The 22,743-nt window shown below is 33.3% G+C and carries 20 protein-coding genes; 13 read left to right on the top strand and 7 right to left on the bottom strand.

The window, feature by feature from the left end; translation table 11 throughout:
* Positions 1–4: 4 nt before the first annotated feature.
* The 4 genes from H3U96_RS05280 to H3U96_RS05265 all read left to right on the top strand — a co-directional run bounded on the left by H3U96_RS05280 (position 5) and on the right by H3U96_RS05265 (position 4,945).
* Complete coding sequence (locus tag H3U96_RS05280) at positions 5–1,360, top strand: citrate synthase (RefSeq protein WP_086361011.1); 1,356 nt, start codon at positions 5–7, stop codon at positions 1,358–1,360.
* A gap of 138 nt (positions 1,361–1,498) precedes the next feature.
* A complete protein-coding gene (gene murJ / locus H3U96_RS05275; protein ID WP_086357405.1) occupies positions 1,499–3,037 on the top strand; it encodes a murein biosynthesis integral membrane protein MurJ in 1,539 nt (512 codons plus the stop codon).
* 22 nt (positions 3,038–3,059) lie between these two features.
* Positions 3,060–3,980, top strand: coding sequence for a hypothetical protein (locus tag H3U96_RS05270; protein WP_065577778.1), 921 nt, complete (start codon positions 3,060–3,062; stop codon positions 3,978–3,980).
* Positions 3,981–4,006: 26 nt separating this feature from the next.
* A complete protein-coding gene (locus tag H3U96_RS05265; RefSeq protein WP_065577777.1) occupies positions 4,007–4,945 on the top strand; it encodes a hypothetical protein in 939 nt (312 codons plus the stop codon).
* On the opposite strand, the gene dusC is transcribed toward H3U96_RS05265, so the two are convergent.
* From dusC to H3U96_RS05235, 6 genes are all read right to left on the bottom strand, one after another.
* A complete protein-coding gene (dusC, locus tag H3U96_RS05260) occupies positions 4,942–5,901 on the bottom strand; it encodes a tRNA dihydrouridine(16) synthase DusC (protein ID WP_198191938.1) in 960 nt (319 codons plus the stop codon). The two genes, H3U96_RS05265 and dusC, sit on opposite strands and share 4 nt — an antisense overlap.
* Positions 5,892–6,671 carry a molybdopterin-synthase adenylyltransferase MoeB gene (locus H3U96_RS05255; protein ID WP_086360740.1) on the bottom strand — a complete coding sequence of 260 codons (780 nt, stop codon included), beginning with the start codon at positions 6,669–6,671 and terminating at the stop codon, positions 5,892–5,894. Before H3U96_RS05255 ends, dusC begins: the two co-directional genes overlap by 10 nt.
* Positions 6,672–6,750: 79 nt before the next feature.
* Positions 6,751–8,070 carry an amidohydrolase gene (locus tag H3U96_RS05250; RefSeq protein ID WP_198191936.1) on the bottom strand — a complete coding sequence of 440 codons (1,320 nt, stop codon included), beginning with the start codon at positions 8,068–8,070 and terminating at the stop codon, positions 6,751–6,753.
* 21 nt (positions 8,071–8,091) lie between these two features.
* The gene (locus H3U96_RS05245; RefSeq protein WP_065577773.1) at positions 8,092–8,541 is read right to left on the bottom strand and encodes a hypothetical protein; all 450 of its coding nucleotides are present in this window, start codon (positions 8,539–8,541) and stop codon (positions 8,092–8,094) included.
* A 10-nt stretch (positions 8,542–8,551) separates the two neighbouring features.
* Positions 8,552–9,328, bottom strand: a complete 777-nt coding sequence (locus tag H3U96_RS05240; protein ID WP_065650838.1) for a DUF3100 domain-containing protein — start codon at positions 9,326–9,328, stop codon at positions 8,552–8,554.
* Between the two features lie 45 nt (positions 9,329–9,373).
* Positions 9,374–9,919: a cysteine hydrolase family protein gene (locus H3U96_RS05235; RefSeq protein WP_086360738.1), complete on the bottom strand. Its 546-nt coding sequence runs from the start codon at positions 9,917–9,919 to the stop codon at positions 9,374–9,376.
* Between the two features lie 285 nt (positions 9,920–10,204).
* On the opposite strand from H3U96_RS05235, the gene aspS reads away from it, so the two are divergent.
* The 5 genes from aspS to H3U96_RS05210 all read left to right on the top strand — a co-directional run bounded on the left by aspS (position 10,205) and on the right by H3U96_RS05210 (position 15,558).
* The gene (aspS, locus tag H3U96_RS05230; RefSeq protein ID WP_086360737.1) at positions 10,205–11,962 is read left to right on the top strand and encodes an aspartate--tRNA ligase; all 1,758 of its coding nucleotides are present in this window, start codon (positions 10,205–10,207) and stop codon (positions 11,960–11,962) included.
* A 10-nt stretch (positions 11,963–11,972) separates the two neighbouring features.
* Positions 11,973–12,440 (top strand): dihydroneopterin triphosphate diphosphatase, encoded by a 468-nt coding sequence (nudB, locus tag H3U96_RS05225; protein WP_065614346.1) that lies wholly within the window; start codon positions 11,973–11,975, stop codon positions 12,438–12,440.
* Positions 12,437–12,853 (top strand): hypothetical protein, encoded by a 417-nt coding sequence (locus tag H3U96_RS05220; protein WP_086360736.1) that lies wholly within the window; start codon positions 12,437–12,439, stop codon positions 12,851–12,853. Before nudB ends, H3U96_RS05220 begins: the two co-directional genes overlap by 4 nt.
* A 56-nt stretch (positions 12,854–12,909) precedes the next feature.
* Positions 12,910–14,373, top strand: coding sequence for a 4-hydroxy-3-polyprenylbenzoate decarboxylase (gene ubiD, locus H3U96_RS05215; RefSeq protein ID WP_086360735.1), 1,464 nt, complete (start codon positions 12,910–12,912; stop codon positions 14,371–14,373).
* A 114-nt stretch (positions 14,374–14,487) separates the two neighbouring features.
* Positions 14,488–15,558, top strand: a complete 1,071-nt coding sequence (locus H3U96_RS05210) for an SEL1-like repeat protein (protein WP_065650833.1) — start codon at positions 14,488–14,490, stop codon at positions 15,556–15,558.
* Positions 15,559–15,568: 10 nt separating this feature from the next.
* Here H3U96_RS05210 and ppc read toward each other — a convergent pair whose 3' ends face one another.
* Positions 15,569–18,211, bottom strand: coding sequence for a phosphoenolpyruvate carboxylase (gene ppc, locus H3U96_RS05205; protein ID WP_086360733.1), 2,643 nt, complete (start codon positions 18,209–18,211; stop codon positions 15,569–15,571).
* Positions 18,212–18,540: 329 nt separating this feature from the next.
* Between ppc and H3U96_RS05200 the strand changes: the two genes are divergently transcribed.
* Genes H3U96_RS05200 through H3U96_RS05185 form a run of 4 tightly spaced genes read left to right on the top strand, consistent with a single transcriptional unit; the run spans position 18,541 to position 22,741 of the window.
* Positions 18,541–19,032: an NADH-quinone oxidoreductase subunit J gene (locus H3U96_RS05200; RefSeq protein WP_065577764.1), complete on the top strand. Its 492-nt coding sequence runs from the start codon at positions 18,541–18,543 to the stop codon at positions 19,030–19,032.
* A 1-nt stretch (position 19,033) separates the two neighbouring features.
* On the top strand, positions 19,034–19,336 hold the full coding sequence (gene nuoK / locus H3U96_RS05195) for an NADH-quinone oxidoreductase subunit NuoK (protein WP_086360732.1): 303 nt from the start codon (positions 19,034–19,036) through the stop codon (positions 19,334–19,336).
* On the top strand, positions 19,333–21,180 hold the full coding sequence (locus tag H3U96_RS05190) for an NADH-quinone oxidoreductase subunit L (protein ID WP_086360731.1): 1,848 nt from the start codon (positions 19,333–19,335) through the stop codon (positions 21,178–21,180). Before nuoK ends, H3U96_RS05190 begins: the two co-directional genes overlap by 4 nt.
* A gap of 16 nt (positions 21,181–21,196) precedes the next feature.
* Positions 21,197–22,741: a NuoM family protein gene (locus H3U96_RS05185; RefSeq protein ID WP_086357527.1), complete on the top strand. Its 1,545-nt coding sequence runs from the start codon at positions 21,197–21,199 to the stop codon at positions 22,739–22,741.
* Positions 22,742–22,743 lie beyond the last annotated feature (2 nt).

Raw genomic sequence — 22,743 nt, 5'->3', positions numbered from 1 at the left:
GTTAATGAAAGAAAAGTTCTTAGTTTATAAATTATCGGAAACCATTAAAAATACCAGTAAAATTGAATCTCAGCTATTCGAACAATTTAATGTAAAACGTGGATTACGTAATGCTGACCATACCGGTGTTTTAGTTGGGTTAACCAAAATTGGTGATGTATTAGGTTATGAACGCTTAGATGATGGCTCACTAAAACCAATTGCAGGTAAATTATTATATCGTGGTATTGATATTGAAGAGCTTGTGCATAATGCTCAACAAGAACAACGTACAGGTTTCGAAGAGACTATTTATTTACTTTTATCTGGTTCTTTGCCCGATAAAGAAGAATTACGTGATTTCTCACGTTTACTTTGTGAATCAATGGCATTAGAAAAGCAAACCAAGATTGCAATTATGGAGCTTGAAGGGCACGATGTAATGAACATTTTGGCTCGAACTGTTCTAGAAATGTATACTTATGATCCGGAGCCTGACGATGCCTCACGCGATAATTTAATGCGTCAATCCATAGATCTGATTGCTAAATTTCCAGCTATTATTGCGTATGCTTATAATATGTTAAGCCATAGCGCTAAAGGAAAATCCTTACATATCCGCCATCCTCATGAGGATTATTCAATTGCGGAAAATTTTCTTTATATGATGAAAGGCTCAGGAGGATATACAGAGTTAGATGTAAGAGTACTTGATTTAGCCATGATAATTCATGCTGAACATGGTGGCGGGAATAACTCAACTTTTACTGTTCGAGTAACGAGCTCAACGGGTACTGATACTTACTCATCAATTGCCGCTGGGATTGGTTCATTGAAAGGCCCATTACATGGCGGAGCAAATTTACAAGTCGGAAAAATGCTTAAACATCTCGCTGATGAGATTAAAAATTGGACTGATGTGAATGAAATTGATGCTTATTTACAACGTATTTTAAATAAAGAGGTCTTTGATCAAAAAGGGCTAATTTATGGTATTGGTCATGCTGTTTATACGGTATCAGATCCACGGGCAATGTTACTAAAAGAGATGGCATATAAACTCGCTCAAGAAAAAGGCCGAGAAAAAGAGTATAACTTTTTAAATTTACTAGAAGAACGAGCTATTCATGCGGTGGTGAATCGTAAAAATGCCCGAACCAAAAAACAAGTTTGTGCCAATGTTGATTTTTACTCTGGGTTTGTTTACGACATGATTGGTTTACCTAAAGAAGTTTATACTCCTTTATTTGCTATGTCGCGAATTGTTGGTTGGTGTGCTCATCGCATTGAAGAACTCAATTTTGATGATCGTCGAATTATCCGTCCGGCCTATAAAAATATTGGCCAACTTATGTCATTTACTCCTTTAAAAGATCGTTAGTTTATTTACCGTCAGTATTTCCTGACGGTAGCTGCTAAAAATATTGCTTATTAAAAAATCGTGGTGATTTAGAACAATAGTTTGTAGACTATGCCTAATTAATCGTTTTTGGCTATGTACTTTGTACATAAATTATATATGAATCTTTTAAAATCTTTAGCTACAGTTAGCTCGATGACAATGGTTTCACGTGTTTTAGGATTTGTACGTGATGCTATTATTGCCCGCTTTTTTGGTGCGGGAATGGCAACGGATGCCTTTTTTGTTGCATTCAAATTACCAAATTTGCTTCGCCGTATTTTTGCCGAAGGTGCGTTTTCACAGGCGTTTGTACCGATTTTAGCTGAATATAAAAATCAACAAGGCATTGAGGCTTCACGTACTTTTGTAGCTTATGTTGCGGGGCTATTAACGCTAGTATTGGCTATTGTTACCTTAATTGGTGTTATAACTGCACCTTTTATTATAATGTTAACTGCCCCCGGATTTATGCAAGATTCAACTGAAAAGTTTGAGCTTGCTACTGTGATGTTGAGAATAACATTTCCCTATATCTTTTTTATTTCACTCGCATCATTAGTTGGTGCCATACTTAATACCTGGAATCGTTTTTCTGTTCCTGCGTTTGTGCCAACTTTACTTAATTTAAGTATGATAGTTGGTACATTATTTTTAACACCTTATTTTAATCCTCCGGTACTTGCACTCGCTGTTTCGGTAGTTATTGGTGGTGTTTTACAACTGCTTTATCAGCTACCATATTTAAAAAAGATTGGTATGTTAGTTTTACCGCGAATTAGCTTCAAAGATAGTGGTGTTTGGCGAGTGTTAAAACAGATGGGGCCAGCTATTTTAGGTGTATCAGTTGGACAAATATCACTGATTATAAATACGATTTTTGCCTCATTCCTAATTTCAGGTTCTGTTTCATGGATGTATTATGCTGACCGACTTATGGAGTTTCCTGCCGGTGTGCTCGGTGTGGCTCTAGGTACTATTTTATTGCCATCTTTAGCTAAAAGTTTTGCCAAAGGTGACCAAAAACAATATTCAGAGCTATTAGATTGGGGGCTTCGTCTCTGCTTTTTATTAGCTTTGCCAAGTACCGTAGCATTAGGTGTTATTTCAAAACCATTAATATCAACTCTTTTCGAGTATGGGCAATTTACTTTGAATGATACGTTAATGACCCAACGTGCATTAATTGCGTATTCAATTGGTTTACTCGGGCTGATTTTAATTAAAGTATTGGCTCCTGCATTTTATTCCAGACAAGATATTAAAACACCCGTTAAAATAGCTATTGTCACTTTGATATTAACTCAGTTAATGAATTTGGCATTTATTGGGCCATTACAACATGCAGGACTTTCATTATCAATTGGGCTGGCAGCATGTTTTAATGCTGGGCTGTTATTTTGGCAACTTCGCAAAAAGAAACTCTATCAACCTCAACCGGGCTGGTACCGATTTTTAATCAAGGTAATTATTGCTGTTATATTGATGTCTTTTACTTTGTGGTTTGGTGCACAGTTATTACCCGATTGGTCAACTGGCTCAATGTTAGCCAGAATTGGTCGTCTATTCTTATTGGTTATAGTTGGTATTGGCATCTATTTTGGATCGCTGGCTTTAATGGGTTTTAAAATAAAGCATTTTATTAAACGAATTGAATAAATATAGATAACAAGGAAGTAAGATGGAGAAAACGTTTTTTTTTAAATTGTCGATGATAGGTAGTACAATTTATTTGTTTCTGAGTTTTTTATTGATTATCTTGTATCGCTCTTGTCTACCAGATATAGGTTTCTCTCAAGAATTATTTTGGGAAAATCTTGACTCCACTAGCTTAGATTCGCTTTTTTTATCTCATTTTTTTGAAGCGTTATGGCTTTTTGGTTTATTAACATTATTTCTTCATTTTAATAATATTTATCTTGTTAACATACATAATGTCCTTTTATTATTGCTATTAATATTAGCGTATTCAGGCATCACTTTTTGTATATGGCGTTCTATTGACACTTATATTGATGAGCTATCTTCTTCATCACTGCGTGTATTATGTGATTCTGCATTCATTTTTCTTCATTATATTTTTTATTCTTTACTTTTATATTATTTGGTTGAATTATCGAAAAAAATTTTTTTTAAAAATCGACAAGCTTTTTGTTTAACGTCCGAAAATAGTAGTTTAATACATGCGATACTTTTTTTAGCATTTATTTGTCCAATTTTGTATAGTGGATTTAGAATAATTGAAAATTTAATTATGTTTTTTGGCCATGGATCTGTTAATCTTGATTTAAAATTTACTTTTATCCTTTTTATACTATTTTGTATGCGTGTTAGTAAAAAAAATTTCATGATTTCTTTTGATGAAATTCAATACGCAAGGTTATTTAAAAGTGTATTCGTATCTAGTGTCTTGTTGTTAGTTAATGTTTTAATTTGTTTACTTCTTAGAGGAGAGTCTAGAAGTTTTTATTTTGATTATTCCTCGTTAATCTTAGATTATGTTAAACTGTTTTTTTTAGTTGTATTTTTTCTTTTATTAACTTATCTAATTTTCAATAAAGTGACTAAATATTATTTTTTAAAATTTGATAATAAAAAATAATCAATGGAATGGAGTGTAATATACATATGGAAAAGAGTTTATTTAAACTACCGTTGATAGGTTGTTTAATCTATTTTTTGTTAAACATATTATTGAATATATTTTCTTTATATTTGCACGCAGATGAACTTTTCTTAGGTAATTTTACTTGGTATGTATTTTTTGATGGGCCTTTTTCATTTTTATTACGGTTTTTTTTTGAACACTATTTTATAGATTCCTTATTAGTTTTTGGCCTTTTAACTCTATTCTTTCATTCTGCCCATGTTTATGTTGTTAATAAAGTTAATATCACTTTGTTAATTATTATAATGTTGATTTATTGTATTGTTGCCTATTTCATAACAATTAATACGAACGTTTATTTAAAAATAGAATCGCCTTTGTTTCTAATATTTTTTAATATAGCATTTGCTATTATCCGTTATGTACTTGATGCTTTACTTTTATATTATTTGATTGTTTTTTGTAAAGGTTATTTTATTAAAAGCCAAAATCAGTTTATTTTAACGAAAAAAGACTCCCCAAATATTCACTTTGTTCTTTTTTCTATTTTTAGTTGCTTTATATTGATTAAATGTTTTATTTTTCTAAATCGAGCCTTTTTAAATGTATTTAATGGTTCTATTTATAATTATTTAACGGCTATTTATTTGGTTGCGATATTATGTGGTTTGGTATTAAGCAAACAATCTTTTCATGTTTTCTTTGATAAAATTCAATATGAAAAACTTTTTAAAAGTGTATCAATATCTAGTGGTTTAATTTTCTTCTTTGTTTTTATTGCCTTTACTATCATTGATAATAATCCATCAAAATACTATATTGATTCATTTATATCTGTTTTTAACAATATTAATAAATTACTTTTAGTGATATTGCTTATTTCATTGATTTGTCTAACTATTAATAAAACAACTAAATATTATTTTGGTAAGGCAGTATTTAGAAAGAGTCAAAATTAGTTAGATTCATTATCTAATTTGGTTTTCAAAAAATTACAGATTTCATTTTGTGATTTTAGTTGCCTGATTTCAGGTAATAATATTGATGCTTGTGGGTAATATTGTCTTAAATAAGCTAACCACTGTTTTATTCTAGCCGAATGGTAAAGTGGTTTAGCATCTTCGATGGATGTCATTGCATAACGAAGCAGTAATTGCATTACTTCTTGCCAATTTAATGGTGAATGATTAAAACGAATTGTATTGGCTAAATTAGGAATATTAAGTATTCCTCGACCAAGCATAATGTCATTTGTTTGGCTTTGCGTTAAGCAATTTTGAGCATCTGCAATAGAAAATATTTCACCGTTAGCAATAACCGGAATGGTTAATTTTTGTTTAATTTTACCAATGGTTGGCCAATCAATTTTCTCGGCTTTATATCCATCAGCTTTAGTACGTCCGTGAATAACAATTTCATTAGCACCAGCTTGTTCAATTGCTTCAGCTATTTCGTAACAGTGAGATTTATCATCCCAACCTAATCGAATTTTAACAGATAAAGTTGAGGCAGAGCCAATTGCTGTCCTAACTTGAGTTACAATATTAAATATTTGCTCAGGATATTGTAATAAATAAGCACCACCATGGCTGCCAACAACGGTTTTAGCTGGACAACCAAAATTGATATCTATGCCATAAGAACCAAGTTCAAGCGCTTTAATGGCATTTTCAGCCATCCATTCAGGAGATTGTCCTAATAATTGAACTCGGACTGGCGTTCCTGATAAGGTTTTTCCTTCATTATAAAGTTCTGGACATAGTCGATAAAAAGTTCGGTTTGATAATTTATGCTGAGTTACTCTTACAAACTCAGTGACACAATAATCAAATTGATTGATTTCAGTTAATATTTGCCGCACATGATAATCAAGAACCCCTTCCATTGGTGCTAAAATGATGCGATTTATTTGCATTTTAGATCCTGTTTAGCATGTTGGTTTCCACAGACAATACAATTAGTTTGTTTAGTAAATATGACTTGGTTAAATTCCATTGTCATACTATCAATCATTAGAACTCGACCAATTAAAGGTTTTCCATAATTGGTAAGTACTTTGATTGCCTCTAGAGCTTGCATTGAACCGAACATACCAACTAATGGTGCCATTACCCCGGCTTCAATACAAGTAAGTTGGTCTTCACCAAATAATTGACTTAAGCATTGATAGCATGGTTGATTATCTTGATAATTGAATACAGTGAGTAAACCTTCCATGCGGATTGCTGCACCAGAAATTAATGGTTTCTTTTCGAGAAAACAACAGCGATTAATTTGTTCACGGCTAGTTAAATTATCGGTGCAATCAATAACGATATTATGTTGTTTGATTAGGGAAATTAGCTCATTATCACTCAGTTTCTGATTAATTGTTTCAATAATCATATAGGCATTAATATTACATAATGCTTGTTTTGCGACTTCAACCTTATACTGATTTATTGATTGTTGAGTATATAAAATTTGTCTATTTAAATTCGACGCTGATATTGTATCAAAATCAATTAATGTTAGTTTACCGATGCCTGATGCTGCTATATAGACGGCAGCAGCACAACCTAACCCGCCTAACCCGATAATTAAGGCTGTACTATTTTTTAAAATTTGCTGCTTGTCGATATCAAATCCATGCAAAGTGATTTGTCGGTCGTAGCGTAGCAATTCTTGATCAGAAAGCGTTAACATATGAAGTGATAGTTATTGTTGATAATGATTTGTATAGTATAACAAAAACTTGGCACATGATTGTGCCAAGTTTTTAACTTTATTTATCAAAACCAGATAGGAATGTTAAATATTCTTCTTTTGTCATAAGTGGTTGGTAATTTGTCATTAATGTTTGAGCTGATTTCGCATCATCATAAAGTAGATCAATAATGGTACATGCCATCATTTGTGCAGGGCGAATATAAGCCATATCTTCATCAAATACAGTGTAATCTTTGCCATGTAACACGCCTCTAACCGAACCAATCCAAGGATGACTTACTGGCATAATATGCGATAGATCACCTGTGTCGGTACTTCCTGTCATATGAGGTGCAATTGAAACATTTTCTTCACCAATTAAATTTTCAGCATTTTGTTTTAGAAAATCATTCAGTGTTGGATTATTATTTAACGGCAGATAACCTGGAAGATCTTTAATTTCACAAGTAGCACCAACAGCCATTGCTCCTGCCTTTAGTGCTTGATTAATTCTTTCATTAGCGTCAATCATGGCTGGTACATTACCTGCTCGCACATAACTTTCCATTCTTACATCGCTTGGTACAACATTTACTAAATCACCACCTTGGGTAATAATTGGATGAAAACGAATATAATCTTTTTCTTGAAATGTTTCACGGATAGCATGTACACCCATCATTCCCATCATAGCTGCATTTAATGCATTTACACCAGCATGAGGAGCTGCGGCAGCATGGGATGCTTCACCTTTATATTTAATTAGTTTACCAATAAAGCCATTGCTTGTAGTTGAGATCTCAATAAAACCATCTTGGCGTTCATTTGGAACACTGGTTAAATGTATTTGTAATGCCATATCAACATCATCAAAATCACCGCGAGAAATTAATTCTGGTTTGCCTCCAATATATTTAATCCTACCTTCTTCTATTAATCGATTTCGATACGTAATTTCAACATATTCTTCGGCTGGAACGGCAAATGGTACTACATCACCAGCTAAAAATTCCATTGCACCTGAGTCAATTAGTCCCATAGTGACAGCCATCATATTAGCGATTTGCGCATTATGTCCACAGCAGTGAGCCGCACCGGATGTTTCATCAGCAGCAGGGTGGTCAGCACAAATAATCGCATCAAGCTCACCAATAACCGCTATACTATATTTGCTATCTTTACCGCCTTTAAGACGACCTTTTACCCCGGTTAAGGCTAATTTATTTTTAAAAGGAACACCTAATTTCTCAAAAGCATCTTCTACTTTTTTAGCGGTTTTGTGTTCTTTATAGCCAAGCTCTGGTTCTGACCAAATTGCCTCGGCAATTGACTTGATATCTGCTTTTCGATTTGCAATTGCATCGCAAACTTTTTTCTTTAGTTCTTCTTTTGTCATAAATAAAATCCTTATCTAAATTTAGATAACGCCTTCCCAGTGTAGTGTGACTTGAGCAATTATAGCTGCAAAAATAAATGTACCAGAAAAAACAGCTAAAGATACGGGAATAATGCGCCAAGAGATATTTTTAAATAACGCAAGATCTTTACCGATAGCTAATCCTGCATAAGCAAGTATAGGCGTACAAACTGCAAGTAATGACACTTGATCAGTAATTGCAACAATTTCTTGATGGTATGGGAATATTGGTGCTGACATGATAGCTGCAACCACAGATACCCATAAAATTACCGGTAATTTATTAAATCCGGGTAACTTACTTATTAACAGCCCTACAATAGAGATAATAACTAGCATCGCTACTGCTTCAAGCGATGAAATCAAATCAATTTTATATCCCACAGTGTTACCAGCTGCCATAATAATGGCGACTAAAATAAATACAAAAATCGTCTCGAAAATCTTCATTATGACATCCTTATTTTTTGCGTCGAAAACGGTCTAAAGTGTTATACATAAAAGAAGCGAAAGGCAAAGAAAATAGTGTGTAAATATACATACCCACCATTCCCGACATTAAATTCGCTGTGGTAGCATAAGCATTAATGTTTTCTGATAAGTCAGGATATAAATCGCTTATTGGTGCAAGTGAGGCTGCCATCATACTTCCACTACCTACACCAGCTCCCATTGCTAGCGCATATGGGTGTAGAATGTTCAATTTTGCTATTAAGCTGGCAAGAATACTCATCCAAATCGCACCATAAAGAGTACCGCAGACATACATAGCCATAACACCTCGACCTTCGGGTGAATCTAAACCATATTTATCTGCAACTATGGCGATATTAGGTTCGCGAGCTACCGAATAAGTAGCCCCAACAGCTTCTCGTTTCATACCTAAGATCATTGCTAATGGTAGGCCCAGTAAAATGGTTCCGGCAAAATGACCTAATTCTTGAAAAATTAGGGCTAGTTTGGCATCTTCTAAAATCATATCAATTTTCGGGCCTACAGCTACACCAAGTTTTGCGACAAGTAGAATTAATGTAACCATCATAACAAGACTTGCATTTTGCATATTTTTATTGGTTAATATTTTTAGTTTTGGGAAGCTAATAATGCCACCAAAAATCATTGCATATAGCATTGGATAAACAGCAATAATCCATATAGTTTGTCTGCCGATAAGCTCACAAATAATTACTACTAAAAAGGCAATTAAATGCAATTTATAGTCTCGTAAAACTTCCATTCTTGCTCCTTCTTCATTTTTTTATCTATTTTTACACTGCACTTCTTATACTATTGTTGCTCCTAAGGTATTTTGAAAGTGTTTTAAAGCCCATTGATGGCCAATAGGATCAAAGCTTGCAACAGCATTTTGATGAATAACTAATTTATAACCTAAGTTATAGGCATCTACAGCCGTATGTAAAATACAAATATCAGTACAAACGCCAATCAGATGGATTTCAGTGATATGTCTTTCGCGTAAACGGAGGTCAAGATCCGTACCACAAAATGCTGAGTAGTGACGTTTATTGATCCAGTAGATATTGTCTGAATATCGGTGTTGTTGGTAAAGTTGCTGTAATTTACCAAATAATTGTTGGCCAACAGTCCCAACAAGATTGTGAGGGGGAAATAGCGAATTTTCCGGATGGTATTTATCTAAAGGTTCATGAGCATCAATAGCAAAAACGATAAATTCATTATTGTTAATAAATGATTGAGTTATGTTTATCATTTCTGATTCAATTTGTTGACCTACGGAACCGGTTGTTAAAGCTCCATTATCAGCAATGAAATCATTAGTATAATCAATTGAAATTAAAGCTTTCATATCCAATAAACAACATTTAAATAATCCTAAAGCTTATTAATAAATATCAGATATGACAAGTTATTAAATTAATCATTTTTCAAATTTATTTATAAAAGATGTATTTTGATTAATTATCTTATTGAATTTAAATAAATTTACAAATGATTATATAAATTAAAATTATTATCATAAACTGAGTATAAATAAATTAAATAAGGATTATTTTTATAGATAGTCTTTATCCCCCGATAAATTGCTCTATAATAATTATCATTTTTGACAATTGTACACAGGATATATTTAATGAGAACAATTTATTGCGGACAAATAAACGCAAGTTATATTAATCAAGAAGTCACACTATGTGGATGGGTCAATAAACGCCGAGATTTAGGTGGAATGATTTTTATTGATATGCGTGATCGTGAAGGAATTGTGCAAGTTTTTTTTGATCCTGATTACCCACAAGCACACGAATTAGCTGGCGAATTACGTAATGAATTTTGTATTCAAATTAAAGGTAAAGTAAGAGCAAGACCTGAAGGTCAAGTTAATAAAGATATGGCAACTGGCGAAGTTGAAATTTTGGCTACTGAGCTGACTATTTTCAATCGTAGTGATGTCTTACCTCTTGATTTTAATCAAAACAACAGTGAAGAACAACGTTTAAAATATCGCTATATTGATTTGCGTCGACCAGAAATGTCTACCATTTTCAAAACTCGAGCCCAAATTACCGCATTTGTTCGTTCTTTCATGAATGAACATGGCTTTTTAGATATCGAAACACCAATGTTAACCAAAGCAACACCTGAAGGGGCTCGAGATTATCTTGTACCAAGTCGTGTTCATAATGGTGAGTTTTATGCATTGCCACAATCGCCACAGTTATTTAAACAGCTGCTAATGATGTCAGGCTTTGATCGCTATTATCAAATTGTTAAATGTTTTCGTGACGAAGATCTTCGTGCTGATCGCCAACCTGAATTTACCCAAATTGATGTTGAGACCTCTTTTATGAGTGCTGAACAAGTGCGTGAAATTATGGAGAAAATGATTCGCGAACTTTGGTTACATGTAAAAAATATCGATTTAGGTCGTTTTCCAATATTAACTTTTGCTGAAGCAATGCGACGATTTGGTAGTGATAAACCAGATTTACGTAATCCACTGGAAATTATTGATGTGGCTGATTTAGTAAAAGATATTGATTTTAAAGTATTTTCAACACCAGCGAATGATCCAAAAGGTCGAGTTGCGCTACTTTGCGTACCAAATGGTGCACAATTAACACGCAAACAATTAGATGATTATACGCAATTTATCTCGGTATATGGCGCTAAAGGTATGGCGTGGATCAAAGTTAATGAACGTAACAAAGGTTTAGCAGGTGTACAAAGCCCAGTAGCTAAATTCTTTAATGAATCTCAAATGGAAGCTTTATTGAATCGTGCTGATGCTAAAGATGGTGATATTTTACTATTTGGTGCAGATAGTTATAAAGTTGTTAGTGATGCATTAGGGGCTTTACGTTTGAAAGTCGGTAAAGATTTAAGTATAACTGATGAGAATAAATGGGCAGTACTTTGGGTTGTTGATTTCCCAATGTTTGAAGAAACAGAGGAAGGCTTAAGTGCTATGCATCATCCATTCACATCACCGAAGGATTTCACGCCAGAGCAATTAATTAATAATCCTGAAAATGCGGTAGCTAATGCATACGATATGGTTATTAATGGTTATGAAGTAGGTGGTGGTTCTGTACGTATTCATCGAAGCGAAATGCAACAAGCTGTATTCTCAATTTTGGGTATTAATGAAGATGATCAGCGTGAAAAATTTGGTTTCTTACTTGATGCACTAAAATATGGTACACCACCGCATGCAGGTTTAGCCTTTGGCTTAGATAGATTAACTATGTTGTTAACTGGAACTGATAATATCCGTGATGTTATTGCTTTTCCAAAAACAACTGCAGCAACATGTTTGTTAACTGATGCACCTAGTCCAGCTAATCCAGCAGCGTTAAAGGAACTTGGTATTGAAGTGAGCCAAAAGTAACGGTATTTATATGCAAAAGTATAAGAACCCTGAGTCAGTTTTAGTTGTTATTTATTGTAAAAGCACTCAGCGAGTTCTTATGTTGCAACGTAAAGATGATCCTAATTTTTGGCAATCAGTTACAGGTAGTTTGGAAAAAAATGAATTGCCTAGGGATACGGCAATTCGTGAGGTTTTTGAAGAGACCGGTATAGATATTAATGGAAAAAATCTTAAATTAATTGATGCAAAACATGTGGTTGAATTTGAAATTTTCCCTCAGTTTAGATATCGGTATGCACCAGAAGTAAAGATAAATAAAGAGCATTGGTTTTATTTACCTCTTTGTGATGAGGTAACGCCAGTACTTACTGAACATTTATCTTATCAATGGTTAACTATAAATAGTGCAGCCAATCTTACTGTATCACCAAATAATGGTGAGGCTATTGGTAAAATTGGTTCAATTGAGAAAATTAATTTAAGAGATCAAAAATGAAATTTAATCAATATATCTTTTTGTTGTTTAGTTTATCCTTTTTAATATCAAACAGTTATGCTGAGATAAATATAAAAAGGTGCAAAGTTAATCAAGGTGACTACATTATTTTTGATGAGTATGATTCTCAAATCGCCGAAAAAATCATCGATTATAAATTACATAATCAACCCGAGAAACGAGAAAATAGTATTATTAAAATTTTCGCCAATGAAAATAGTGATGATCGTAATTATTGGTTAGCTTCGATTAAAACTGATAATAAAACTGAAGATTATTTATTTTATCAAGTAGATCAAAATAAATTTACTGAAATTGATCAGCAACAGTTTCAAATTTTATTACCTAAAATTGTTGGGTGTAATCAGATCAAAGAAGTTCCTATATATAGTGAAAATTTCGATGCAGATTAATTAATATTTATCAGCTTGTATTTGATTAATGTAATTTAGAGTTGAAAGGAGCAATAATGGCATTATCTAATTTTCGGGATTTTTTAGATTACCTTGAACAGCAAGGCGAACTGAAACGAATTAGTTATCCGGTTAATCCTCATCTTGAAATGACAGAAATCGCTGATCGTGTATTACGTTCACAAGGTCCGGCATTATTGTTCGAAAATCCAATTGGTTATAAAATCCCAGTGTTGTGTAATCTTTTTGGTACGGCTAAACGAGTTGCTATGGCGATGGGGCGAGAAGAAACTACAGAATTGCGAGAAATTGGCGAATTACTCGCTTTTTTACGAGAGCCTGAACCACCGAAAGGTATCCGACAATTTTTTGATGTTTTGCCTAAATATAAACAAGTTCTCAATATGCCGGTAAAGCATCGGTCTTCAGCACCTTGTCAGGAATTAATTTTTAAAGATGAAGAGGTCGATTTAACTCAATTACCTATTATGCATTGCTGGCCAGGAGATGTTGCCCCACTCGTAACTTGGGGGTTAACAATAACCAAAGGTCCTCATAAAGAGCGTCAAAATATTGGTGTTTATCGCTTACAATTATTAGGTAAAAATAAATTAATCATGCGTTGGTTATCACATCGTGGTGGTGCGCTTGATTTTGCTGAATGGCAAAAATCTCATCCAAATGAAAATTTTCCAGTTAGTATCGCAATAGGCGCAGATCCAGCCACTATATTAAGTGCCGTTACGCCAGTGCCAGATACATTATCAGAATACGCTTTTGCAGGATTGTTACGAAATAGTCGAACTGAAGTTGTTAAGTCATTATCAAATGAATTAGAAGTGCCAGCAACAGCTGAAATTATTCTCGAAGGTTATATCGATCCCAACGAACTTGCTGCTGAAGGCCCTTATGGTGATCATACTGGTTATTATAATGAAGTTGAAAAATTTGCCGTGTTCACGGTAACTCATTTAACTCGACGCAAAGATGCAATTTATCATTCCACTTATACCGGTAGGCCACCAGATGAACCGGCAGTAATGGGATTAGCATTAAATGAAGTGTTTATTCCAATATTACAAAAACAATTTCCTGAAATTGTTGATTTTTATCTTCCACCAGAGGGATGTTCTTACCGAATTGCTATTGTCACAATCAAAAAACAATATCCAGGGCATGCCAAAAGAGTCATGATGGGTATTTGGTCCTATTTAAGACAATTTATGTATACTAAATTTATTATTGTTTGTGATGATGATATTAATGCAAGGGATTGGAAAGATGTTATGTGGGCTATATCAACAAGAATGGATCCACACCGAGATACTACATTTGTTGATAATACTCCAATTGATTATCTAGACTTCGCTTCACCTGTATCTGGCTTAGGGTCTAAAATGGGATTGGATGCTACAAATAAGTGGCAGGGTGAAACAAATCGAGAATGGGGTAGCATTATTACTAAAGATGAAAAAGTGGTTGCCCATGTTGATAAAATTTGGCAGGAACTTGGTTTGTAATATATTTAACTAATTAATGGGAAAGTAATGGATAAAGTTAATTGCAAAACAAAACTATTCCCTTTTGGAGCAATTATGTATAATTATTGCCAATATTATGGCATTTAGACAATTATGAAAAAACTTCAAATTATATTGGCTTTGATGTTATTTATCTCTTATGGAGTAATGGCAAGTGAAGCTAAAACACAGCCTGATACGGAATTAAAAGTGAGCGACCCAGGTTCACTAATACCTTCTTTATTGCTTGCTGCTGAAAAGGGTGATATGCAATCACAATATAATCTCGGTACCATTTATAAACAAGGGTTAGGTGTTGAAGTTAATGATTTAAAAGCATTTTTTTGGTTCAATAAAGCTGCGGAACAAGGATTAGCTAAAGCACAAAATAATTTAGCTTATATGTATCAAAATGGATTAGGAACCAAAGCGAATTTATCTGAAGCATTCAAATTTTTTAAATTGGCAGCTGATCAGAATTATCCTTTAGCTAAATATAATTTGGCGTTAATGTATAAAAATGGTGAAGGAGTTGCTAAAGATATTTCTGCTGCGATTAATTATTTTCGTCAAGCAGGTGATCAAGGTATTTATGATGCCTACTTAAATTTGGGTATTATGTACTTTTTTGGTGATGATGTAGAAAAAGATCGAATGCTTGCTGCTGATTGGTTTAGTCAAGCAGCGAAAGATAATAATGCTGAAGCACAATATTATTTAGGATTAATGTCTCAAAATGGTGATGGTTTAACTCAGGATTATGTTGCTGCACTTTATTTTTATACGCAAGCTGCAGAACGTGGCCATATATTGGCCATGTATAATTTAGGTATTATGTATGCAACAGGCTCAGGAACAAGACCTGATAATACTCAAGCAGCTCATTGGTTTACTAAAGCTGCCGAAGGCGGTAATGCTGATGCCCAATATAATATTGCTGTTATGTATGATGTGGGTGGTGGTGTCCCGAAAGACGAAAAGAAAGCTATAGATTGGTATAATAAAGCTGCCAATCAAGGAAGTGTTGATGCTCAATATAATTTAGCTATTAAATATCTTGAAGGTCAGGATATTAAACAGAATATTAATTTAGCTATCTATTGGTTCACTAAAGCCAGTGAGCAAGGTGATGAAGATGCTAAAGCATATCTGGAACAACTTTCTCAAAATAAAAAGGGCGAATAGCCCTTTTTTATTATCCTGAATTTCGCATTCCTGCTGCAATACCTGAAATTGTTATCATTAATCCTTGTTCAACAATACTATTTTCATCATTATTTTTACGAGAACGACTCAATAATTCGGCTTGCAATAAGTTAAGTGGTTCAATATAAGTATTACGCAATGCGACTGACTCGGCAATCCATGGTAAGTCAGCCATTAAGCTAATATCATCCGTGATGGTTAGTACAGTATTGATATCTTCAGTTAATAAATTTCTTAATTCATCACCTAATGGCCATAATGTAGAGGAAACTAGACGTTGTTCATAATATTCATGAATATTTGGTGCTGCTTTGGCATAAACCATTTCTAGCATTCCTAAACGAGCATTAAAAAATGGCCAATTATGATACATATCTTGCAATTGCTCTTTTTTACCTTCAAGGATAACAACTCTAAGTGCACTACCTGCACCAAGCCATGAAGGCACCATTAAACGGTTTTGAGTCCAAGCAAAAATCCATGGTATTGCACGTAGGCTCTCTATTCCACCACCTGTTCGACGTTTTTGTGGACGGGAACCTAATGGTAATCTACCTAGTTCAGCTTCTGGTGTAACTGCTCTAAAATAATCAACAAATTCAGCTTTTTCGCGAACATAGCTTCGATAGCATTGGCAAGAATAATCTGACATTTCATCCATAATATCTCGCCAGACTTGCTTAGGCTCTGGAGGTGGAAGTAAATTTGCTTGTAAAATCGCTGATGCATAAAGCATTAAGCTACTAAGTGCAACCTCAGGTAAACCAAGCTTAAATCTAATCATCTCGCCTTGTTCTGTAACACGTAAACCACCTTTAAGTGATCCTGGTGGTTGTGAAAGTAAAGCCGCATGAGCTGGTGCACCACCACGTCCAATTGAACCACCACGACCATGGAATAATACTAAGTTAATATTATATTTTTCAAATAAATTGACTAGTTCTTCTTGTGACCGATATTGTGCCCATGACGCAGCAAGTGTTCCTGCATCTTTCGCAGAATCTGAATAGCCAATCATTACCATCTGTTTGCCATTGATCTTTTCTCGATACCAAGAAATATCTAAAAGTTTTTGCATAACAGATTTAGCATTATTTAAATCCTCTAAGGTTTCAAATAACGGTGCAACAGGAATATTTTTTTGACAATCAACACTTTTTAGGAGTAAATAAACTGCCAAAATATCAGAAGGAGCTTTGGCCATTGAAATTACATAAGAAGCAATTGATTCCTCACCCGCTTTTTTAATCACTCGGCAGGTATCTAACACTTCTTTTACCATTTCATCTGGTTGCCAATTATAAGGAAGTAATGGTCGATTAGATTGCAATTCAGCTAATAAAAATTCCTGTTTTTCTTCTTCTGTCCATGAGGCATAACTACCTAAATTAAGTTCTTTAGTTAAAGCATCTAAAGCCTCAGTATGGACCGAGCTGTCTTGACGGATATCTAATCTAACTAATTGCAATCCAAAGCTTTTAATACGTCTTAATGTATCTAATAATGGCCCATGAGCAATAGTTGACATGCCATTCTCTATTAAAGATTCATAACAGATATAAAGTGGTGTCCATAATTGTTCATTTTTAGTCAAAAGATCGGCTGGCGCTAAAACTTGCTCATTGTTTAATAGTGAAATGATATAACCGTGGGTTTTAACTAAACGAGATCGTAGTTGTTTCATTACGGCTCGGTAAGGCTCTGATGCAGTTTTATTTTGTTCGTTTAATAAATCAATAACCGATTGACTACATTCTGTCATGGATAATTCACGAACTAGAATCTGAATATCCGCTAAAAATAATTCAATTGCTTTTAATCTGGCTTGTAACATGACCTTTTCTGTCACCTTAGCTGTGACATTTGGATTGCCATCTCGATCTCCGCCCATCCATGAGGTAAATTTAACTGGTACATGTTCAACGGATAGTTCTTCATTAAAGGAATCCACAAGTTGATCATTGAACTCACGTAAAAATAGAGGAACACCTTCCCATAAACTATCTTCAATAACCGAAAATCCCCATTTAGCTTCATCAAGAGGTGTAGGGCGTTTTTTACGAATTTCGTCGGTATACCATGCTTGGCAAACGAGCTGTTTTAAACGACGCATAATCCGTTCTTTTTCATAATCGGCTAAATCATTATGGTCAAGTTGTGATAAGCAACTATTAATTGCGGTATAAGTATTAATCATTGTGCGGCGATTGATTTCGGTTGGATGAGCAGTAAGTACTAACTCAATAGATAAATTATCAATCGCTTGTGAAATAGTTTGAGGGGCAAAATTTAAGTTTTTAAGTGATTTGAATAATTCAGTCATCTTTTTAGGACTACTTGATGCTTCGCCATGAGGCGAAATACCATAATACTCTGCAGCAGTGTTAACTAAATTTAAAAACTGGTTGAATGCACGTGCAACATGAAGTAGATCTTGATCATTAAGATTCTCAATTAACTTAAGTAATTCATTATGCGCTTGTTTATTTCCTTGTTGCGCCGATTTGGATAACTGACGGATTTTTTCGACTAAATCGAAAGTTTCATTACCTGTTGCGCGTTTAATTGCATCGCCTAATAGGGTGCCTAACATATTGACGTTACTTCGCATTGATGAGTATTGATTATTCATTCTATTCTCTACTTGTTTATATTTTTGCCTAAGTGCGTTTAAACTGTATGATTAAAATGACAATTTAAAGAAAAAGGTATAAATATAGATTAATTGCTCAGGATACATACTTTATAACAATGTTGTATTGAATTTAAATAATAAAATTTTATGGATTTTATTATTTCTATTGTTTTTATTATATTTGCTAAATAAATATTCTTACTATTATGAAAAGTTAAAATTTTATTTAGAAAGACTTTTTTGTATTAACACTGCGTTAGTAAACTGTATATTGTTGTCAATTAAGTATATACTAATGTCATTATGAATAAGTATTGGATGAATTAATGATCGTTGTTTTTTATATCGCATCGATAATTGCTGTTTTTGCAAGTATAAAAGTGATTTTTTGTCGGCGAGTAGAAAAAGCAATTTTATATCTGGCTATATCACTTTTTGCATCAGCATTAATATTTATTCTCCTTGAAACATATATTTCGGCTGTTTTATATATTCTTTTTTTTATTGGTGGAGCTGTCATTCTGTTTAGGGCTGTTTCTTTAATGCTCGAAATGCGTCGTGACAATGTTGAAAATGGTAAACATGGTATCAGCCCCAAAATTTGGCTAGGACCATTAGTTTTAGCATTTATTTTATTAGTTGTTCTTATTTATGGCGTAGTAAGCACTGACTATACACAGTTCACGGAATCTCATGAATTGATGCACCAAATGTCAATCTATGCTTATGTATTAATGGCTGAGTTAGCTACATTTTTATTATTAGGTGCTGCAGTTATATCTTATCATTTTATGCATCGAATGCTGTCGGAGAAATAATGTGATACCACTTATGTATGGTTTGATTTTTGCCTCTATCTTATTTGTAGTAGGGCTTTTAGGGGTAATGATTAGACGTAATCTCTACTTCTTATTGTTAAGTCTTGTCATCATGAATAATGGAGCCATTGCAGCACTTTTTGTTGCAAGTAGTTATTGGCAGCAATCTGATGGAGAGGTGCTTGCTATATTAGCGGTAACGGCGGTATTAGCTCAAATATCTGTCGGGCTTGCTTTACTGGTAAAATTAATTTATCGACGTAAAAACTTTAATATTGACTCATTGAGTGAAATGAAAGGATGAATTTACTTTATTTAACTATCATTGTTCCATTATTATCTTTCTTGATATTAGTCTGTTTTGGGCGACAAATACAATCCATTAATGTTATGTTAATCGGGATTTGTACGATGTTTCTTGTTGGATTAATAACAATATTTTCTTGTATTGATTTTACTACCAATACTGTTCCTGATATGACATTGGTTTATACAAGAAATTTATGGACTTGGTTTTCAGTCGGTGATTTTGAAGTTCCTATATCTTTAACACTAGATGGCTTATCACTAACATTCTTAGTATTAATATCATTCTTTGGTTTATTGATCTATTTTTTTGCCGCTTGTTATTTAAAATCGAGAAAAGATATTTATACTTTTTATGCATATAGCAATTTACTAATAGCAAGTGTGTTAACGGTTGTTCTTGTTGATAATTTGTTTGTGATGTTACTTGGTTGGGAAGGGGTGAGTATAAGTACTTACTTACTTATTGGTATCTACTACAAACAAGCTCGCAATAGTTATGCTGCCGTTAAAGCATTTGTTATGATGCATTTAACTGATATTTTTCTAATCATAGGTATATTCTTACTTTATCAGACTTTAGAAACATTAAAAATTAGCGATATTTTAATAAAAGCGCATAATGATTTAGCTGTTGATTCAGATATTATTTTTTGGATTACGTTAATGTTATTTCTTGGCGCTATGAGTAAATCTGCGCTTTTCCCAATGCATTCATGGTTCAAAGAAACAACACTAGCACCGATGCCAGCGGTTGCGTTATTGCAATCTTCTACTGTTATATTTGCTGGTGTTTATCTGGTCTTAAGACTAAGCAATCTGTTTATGATGTCAAGTGATACGCTTAATATAATGCTTTTATTTGCTTCTTTGACTGTTATTTTTGCCAGTAGTATTGCTTTGGTTCAAAATGATATAAAACAGATTATAACTTATATCAATTTAGCGCAAATAAGTTATCTATTTTATGCATTTTCGACCCAGAGCTGGAATTTGTCATTAAGTTGTTTGATTAATTATGCTGTAACTAGCACTTTACTTATTCTTGCTTCTGCAATTTTAATCAAACAGTGCCAAGGTGAACGAGACATCAATAAACTTGGTGGCTTGTTAAAGTCTAATCGAGTTTTATATGCAATCTTCTTAGTAATCATGTTATCACTTAGTGCCTTACCGTGGGTGTCAGCATCATTTTATATTAAAGGTGATATTATTTGGGGATTAATGGCTCAAGATAGCTTAATGGCCGGTACTATCGGCTTATTAGGTATTTTATTGTCTAGTTTATGTATTTGGCGATTGATATTTTTGGTTTTCCATCATTCAATTAAAATTGAAAAGATAATAAGAATCAGAAAAATAAATTATTATCCGCTTTTTATCTTATTGATATTTACTACGGCACTGTTTATTTACTTGCCATTGCCGATAAAAGGGATAATCCCAATAGCCAATTTAGATACGCAAGGTCAGATCCCATTTAGAATATTGCTGTGTGCAGTAACCTTATTAAGTTTAGTCATTGCCTATATTCTTTATGCTCATCCGAACGCTGAAGTTCATGAAATTCTCAATACTCCGGTGATCAAATCGTTAGGAAAATTATGTAAAAGTGATTGGCGATTTGACTATTTGTTAAATAATGTTTTTGTAAAACCATATATTTATTTAGCAAACTTACTGAAAAAGGATCCATTAGCATTATGGGATGATTGGATTATGTGGGGGATAAAGAAAATAAATGCTTATATTGTCAGTTTAGAAAACGGACAAATAAGATGGTATATGGTTTCAATGGTAATAGGTAGCATTATTATATTAATGTTATTGATTTTTATTTGATAAAGGTGTGAACTTAATGTTGTTATGGCTTGTTTTCTTACCTGTAATTGGCGGATTTATTGGTTGGCTTTGTCATGTATTTTTACAAAGAATCATGACTTCAACCGATATACAGTTGCGCTGGCAACGTTTACCAATGATGATTGCTCTTACAACCATATTAATCACGTTTATTTTGGTAATTGTTTTATGGGCAGATGCAAGCAGTTCTTTAGAACAAAGTCCAAACTGGATTAAAGAAGTTAATATTGATTGGATCCCTTTACTTGGTATTCATTTTCATTTGGTATTAGATGGTTTATCTTTGATTGTTATTAGTTCAACACTCTTTATTGTATTGTTAGTTATTGTTTATTCTAGTAAAGAAAATCTTAATAATGTCGGATTATTTTATTTATGTGTATTATTTATGGCATCAGCCATTATGATGTTATTTGTAATCACTGATCTGTTTTTAATGTTTTTCTTTTGGGAAGCGGTAGCTATTCCAATCTATTTTTTAATTTCGTTGTGGGGCAGACGAGATTTAAATTCACAATTACGTTTTAATGGTGCTAGCAAATTTTTAATTTACACTCAGATAAGTAGCCTACTAATGCTAATATCGATTGTATCATTGGCCTTAATCAACTGGAACATAACGGCGAAATGGACTTTTGATTATCAAATTTTAACTAATACGCCGATTTCAAGTAATACCGAATTTTTATTAATGCTAGGCTTTTTAGCTGCTTTTATTATACGTATTCCTTTAATTCCTTTTCATAATTGGTTTATTGAAGCACATATTGAATCGTCAACAAGTGGTTCGATGATGATAAGTGGTTTGTTAGTTAATACAGCGGCATTTGGTTTATTACGTTTTGTGATCCCACTTTTTCCTAATGCTTCGCTAACAATTATGCCGTTTATTTTAGTGTTGGCTATATGTACGTTGTTTTATACCGCTTTACTTGCTTTTAATCAGACAGATATTAAGAAGCTGATTGCTTATATCCATATTGCTTTAATGGGATTTGTCACGGCTATTATTTATAGCGGCTCAGTTATTGCTTTCCAAGGTGTTGTTATTCAAATGATAGCTGTTAATTTAGCTATTGTTGGTATGTTTATAATAAGTGGTTTGTTAGCAGAATGTTATTTAACCCGAAACATTAATCAATTCGTTGGATTAAAAGAGCAGGTAAAGTATTTGTCTTCTTTTACTCTATTTTTTATGTTAGCTGTGTTAGGTATTCCAGGAACGGCTAACTTTGTTGGTAATTATATGATGTTATTAGGTAGTTATAACTCATATCCTTATTACACTATCTTACTGGCAATTGGATTATTGTTATTGTCGATATCGTTAATTATTCGCATGCAACCTATTTTTTATGGCGTAGTTGATAAAATTACGGTTACAAAACACTTGCTGAGTAAAAAAGATATTTTTCTATTGTCTAGTGTGCTTATTGTATTAATTTTTATTGGATTATATCCAAAAATGGTTTTAGATATGTCTTATTCTATTGTCAACCAAACACTGCAATATATAATTACTGAAAGAGTGGGAGAGTAATA

The sequence above is a fragment of the Gilliamella sp. M0364 genome (assembly GCF_016100565.1).
GTDB lineage: Bacteria > Pseudomonadota > Gammaproteobacteria > Enterobacterales > Orbaceae > Gilliamella > Gilliamella apis.
The sequence above is the reverse complement of the archived record's forward strand: the minus strand, read 5'-3'. Positions and strand labels throughout refer to the sequence as shown.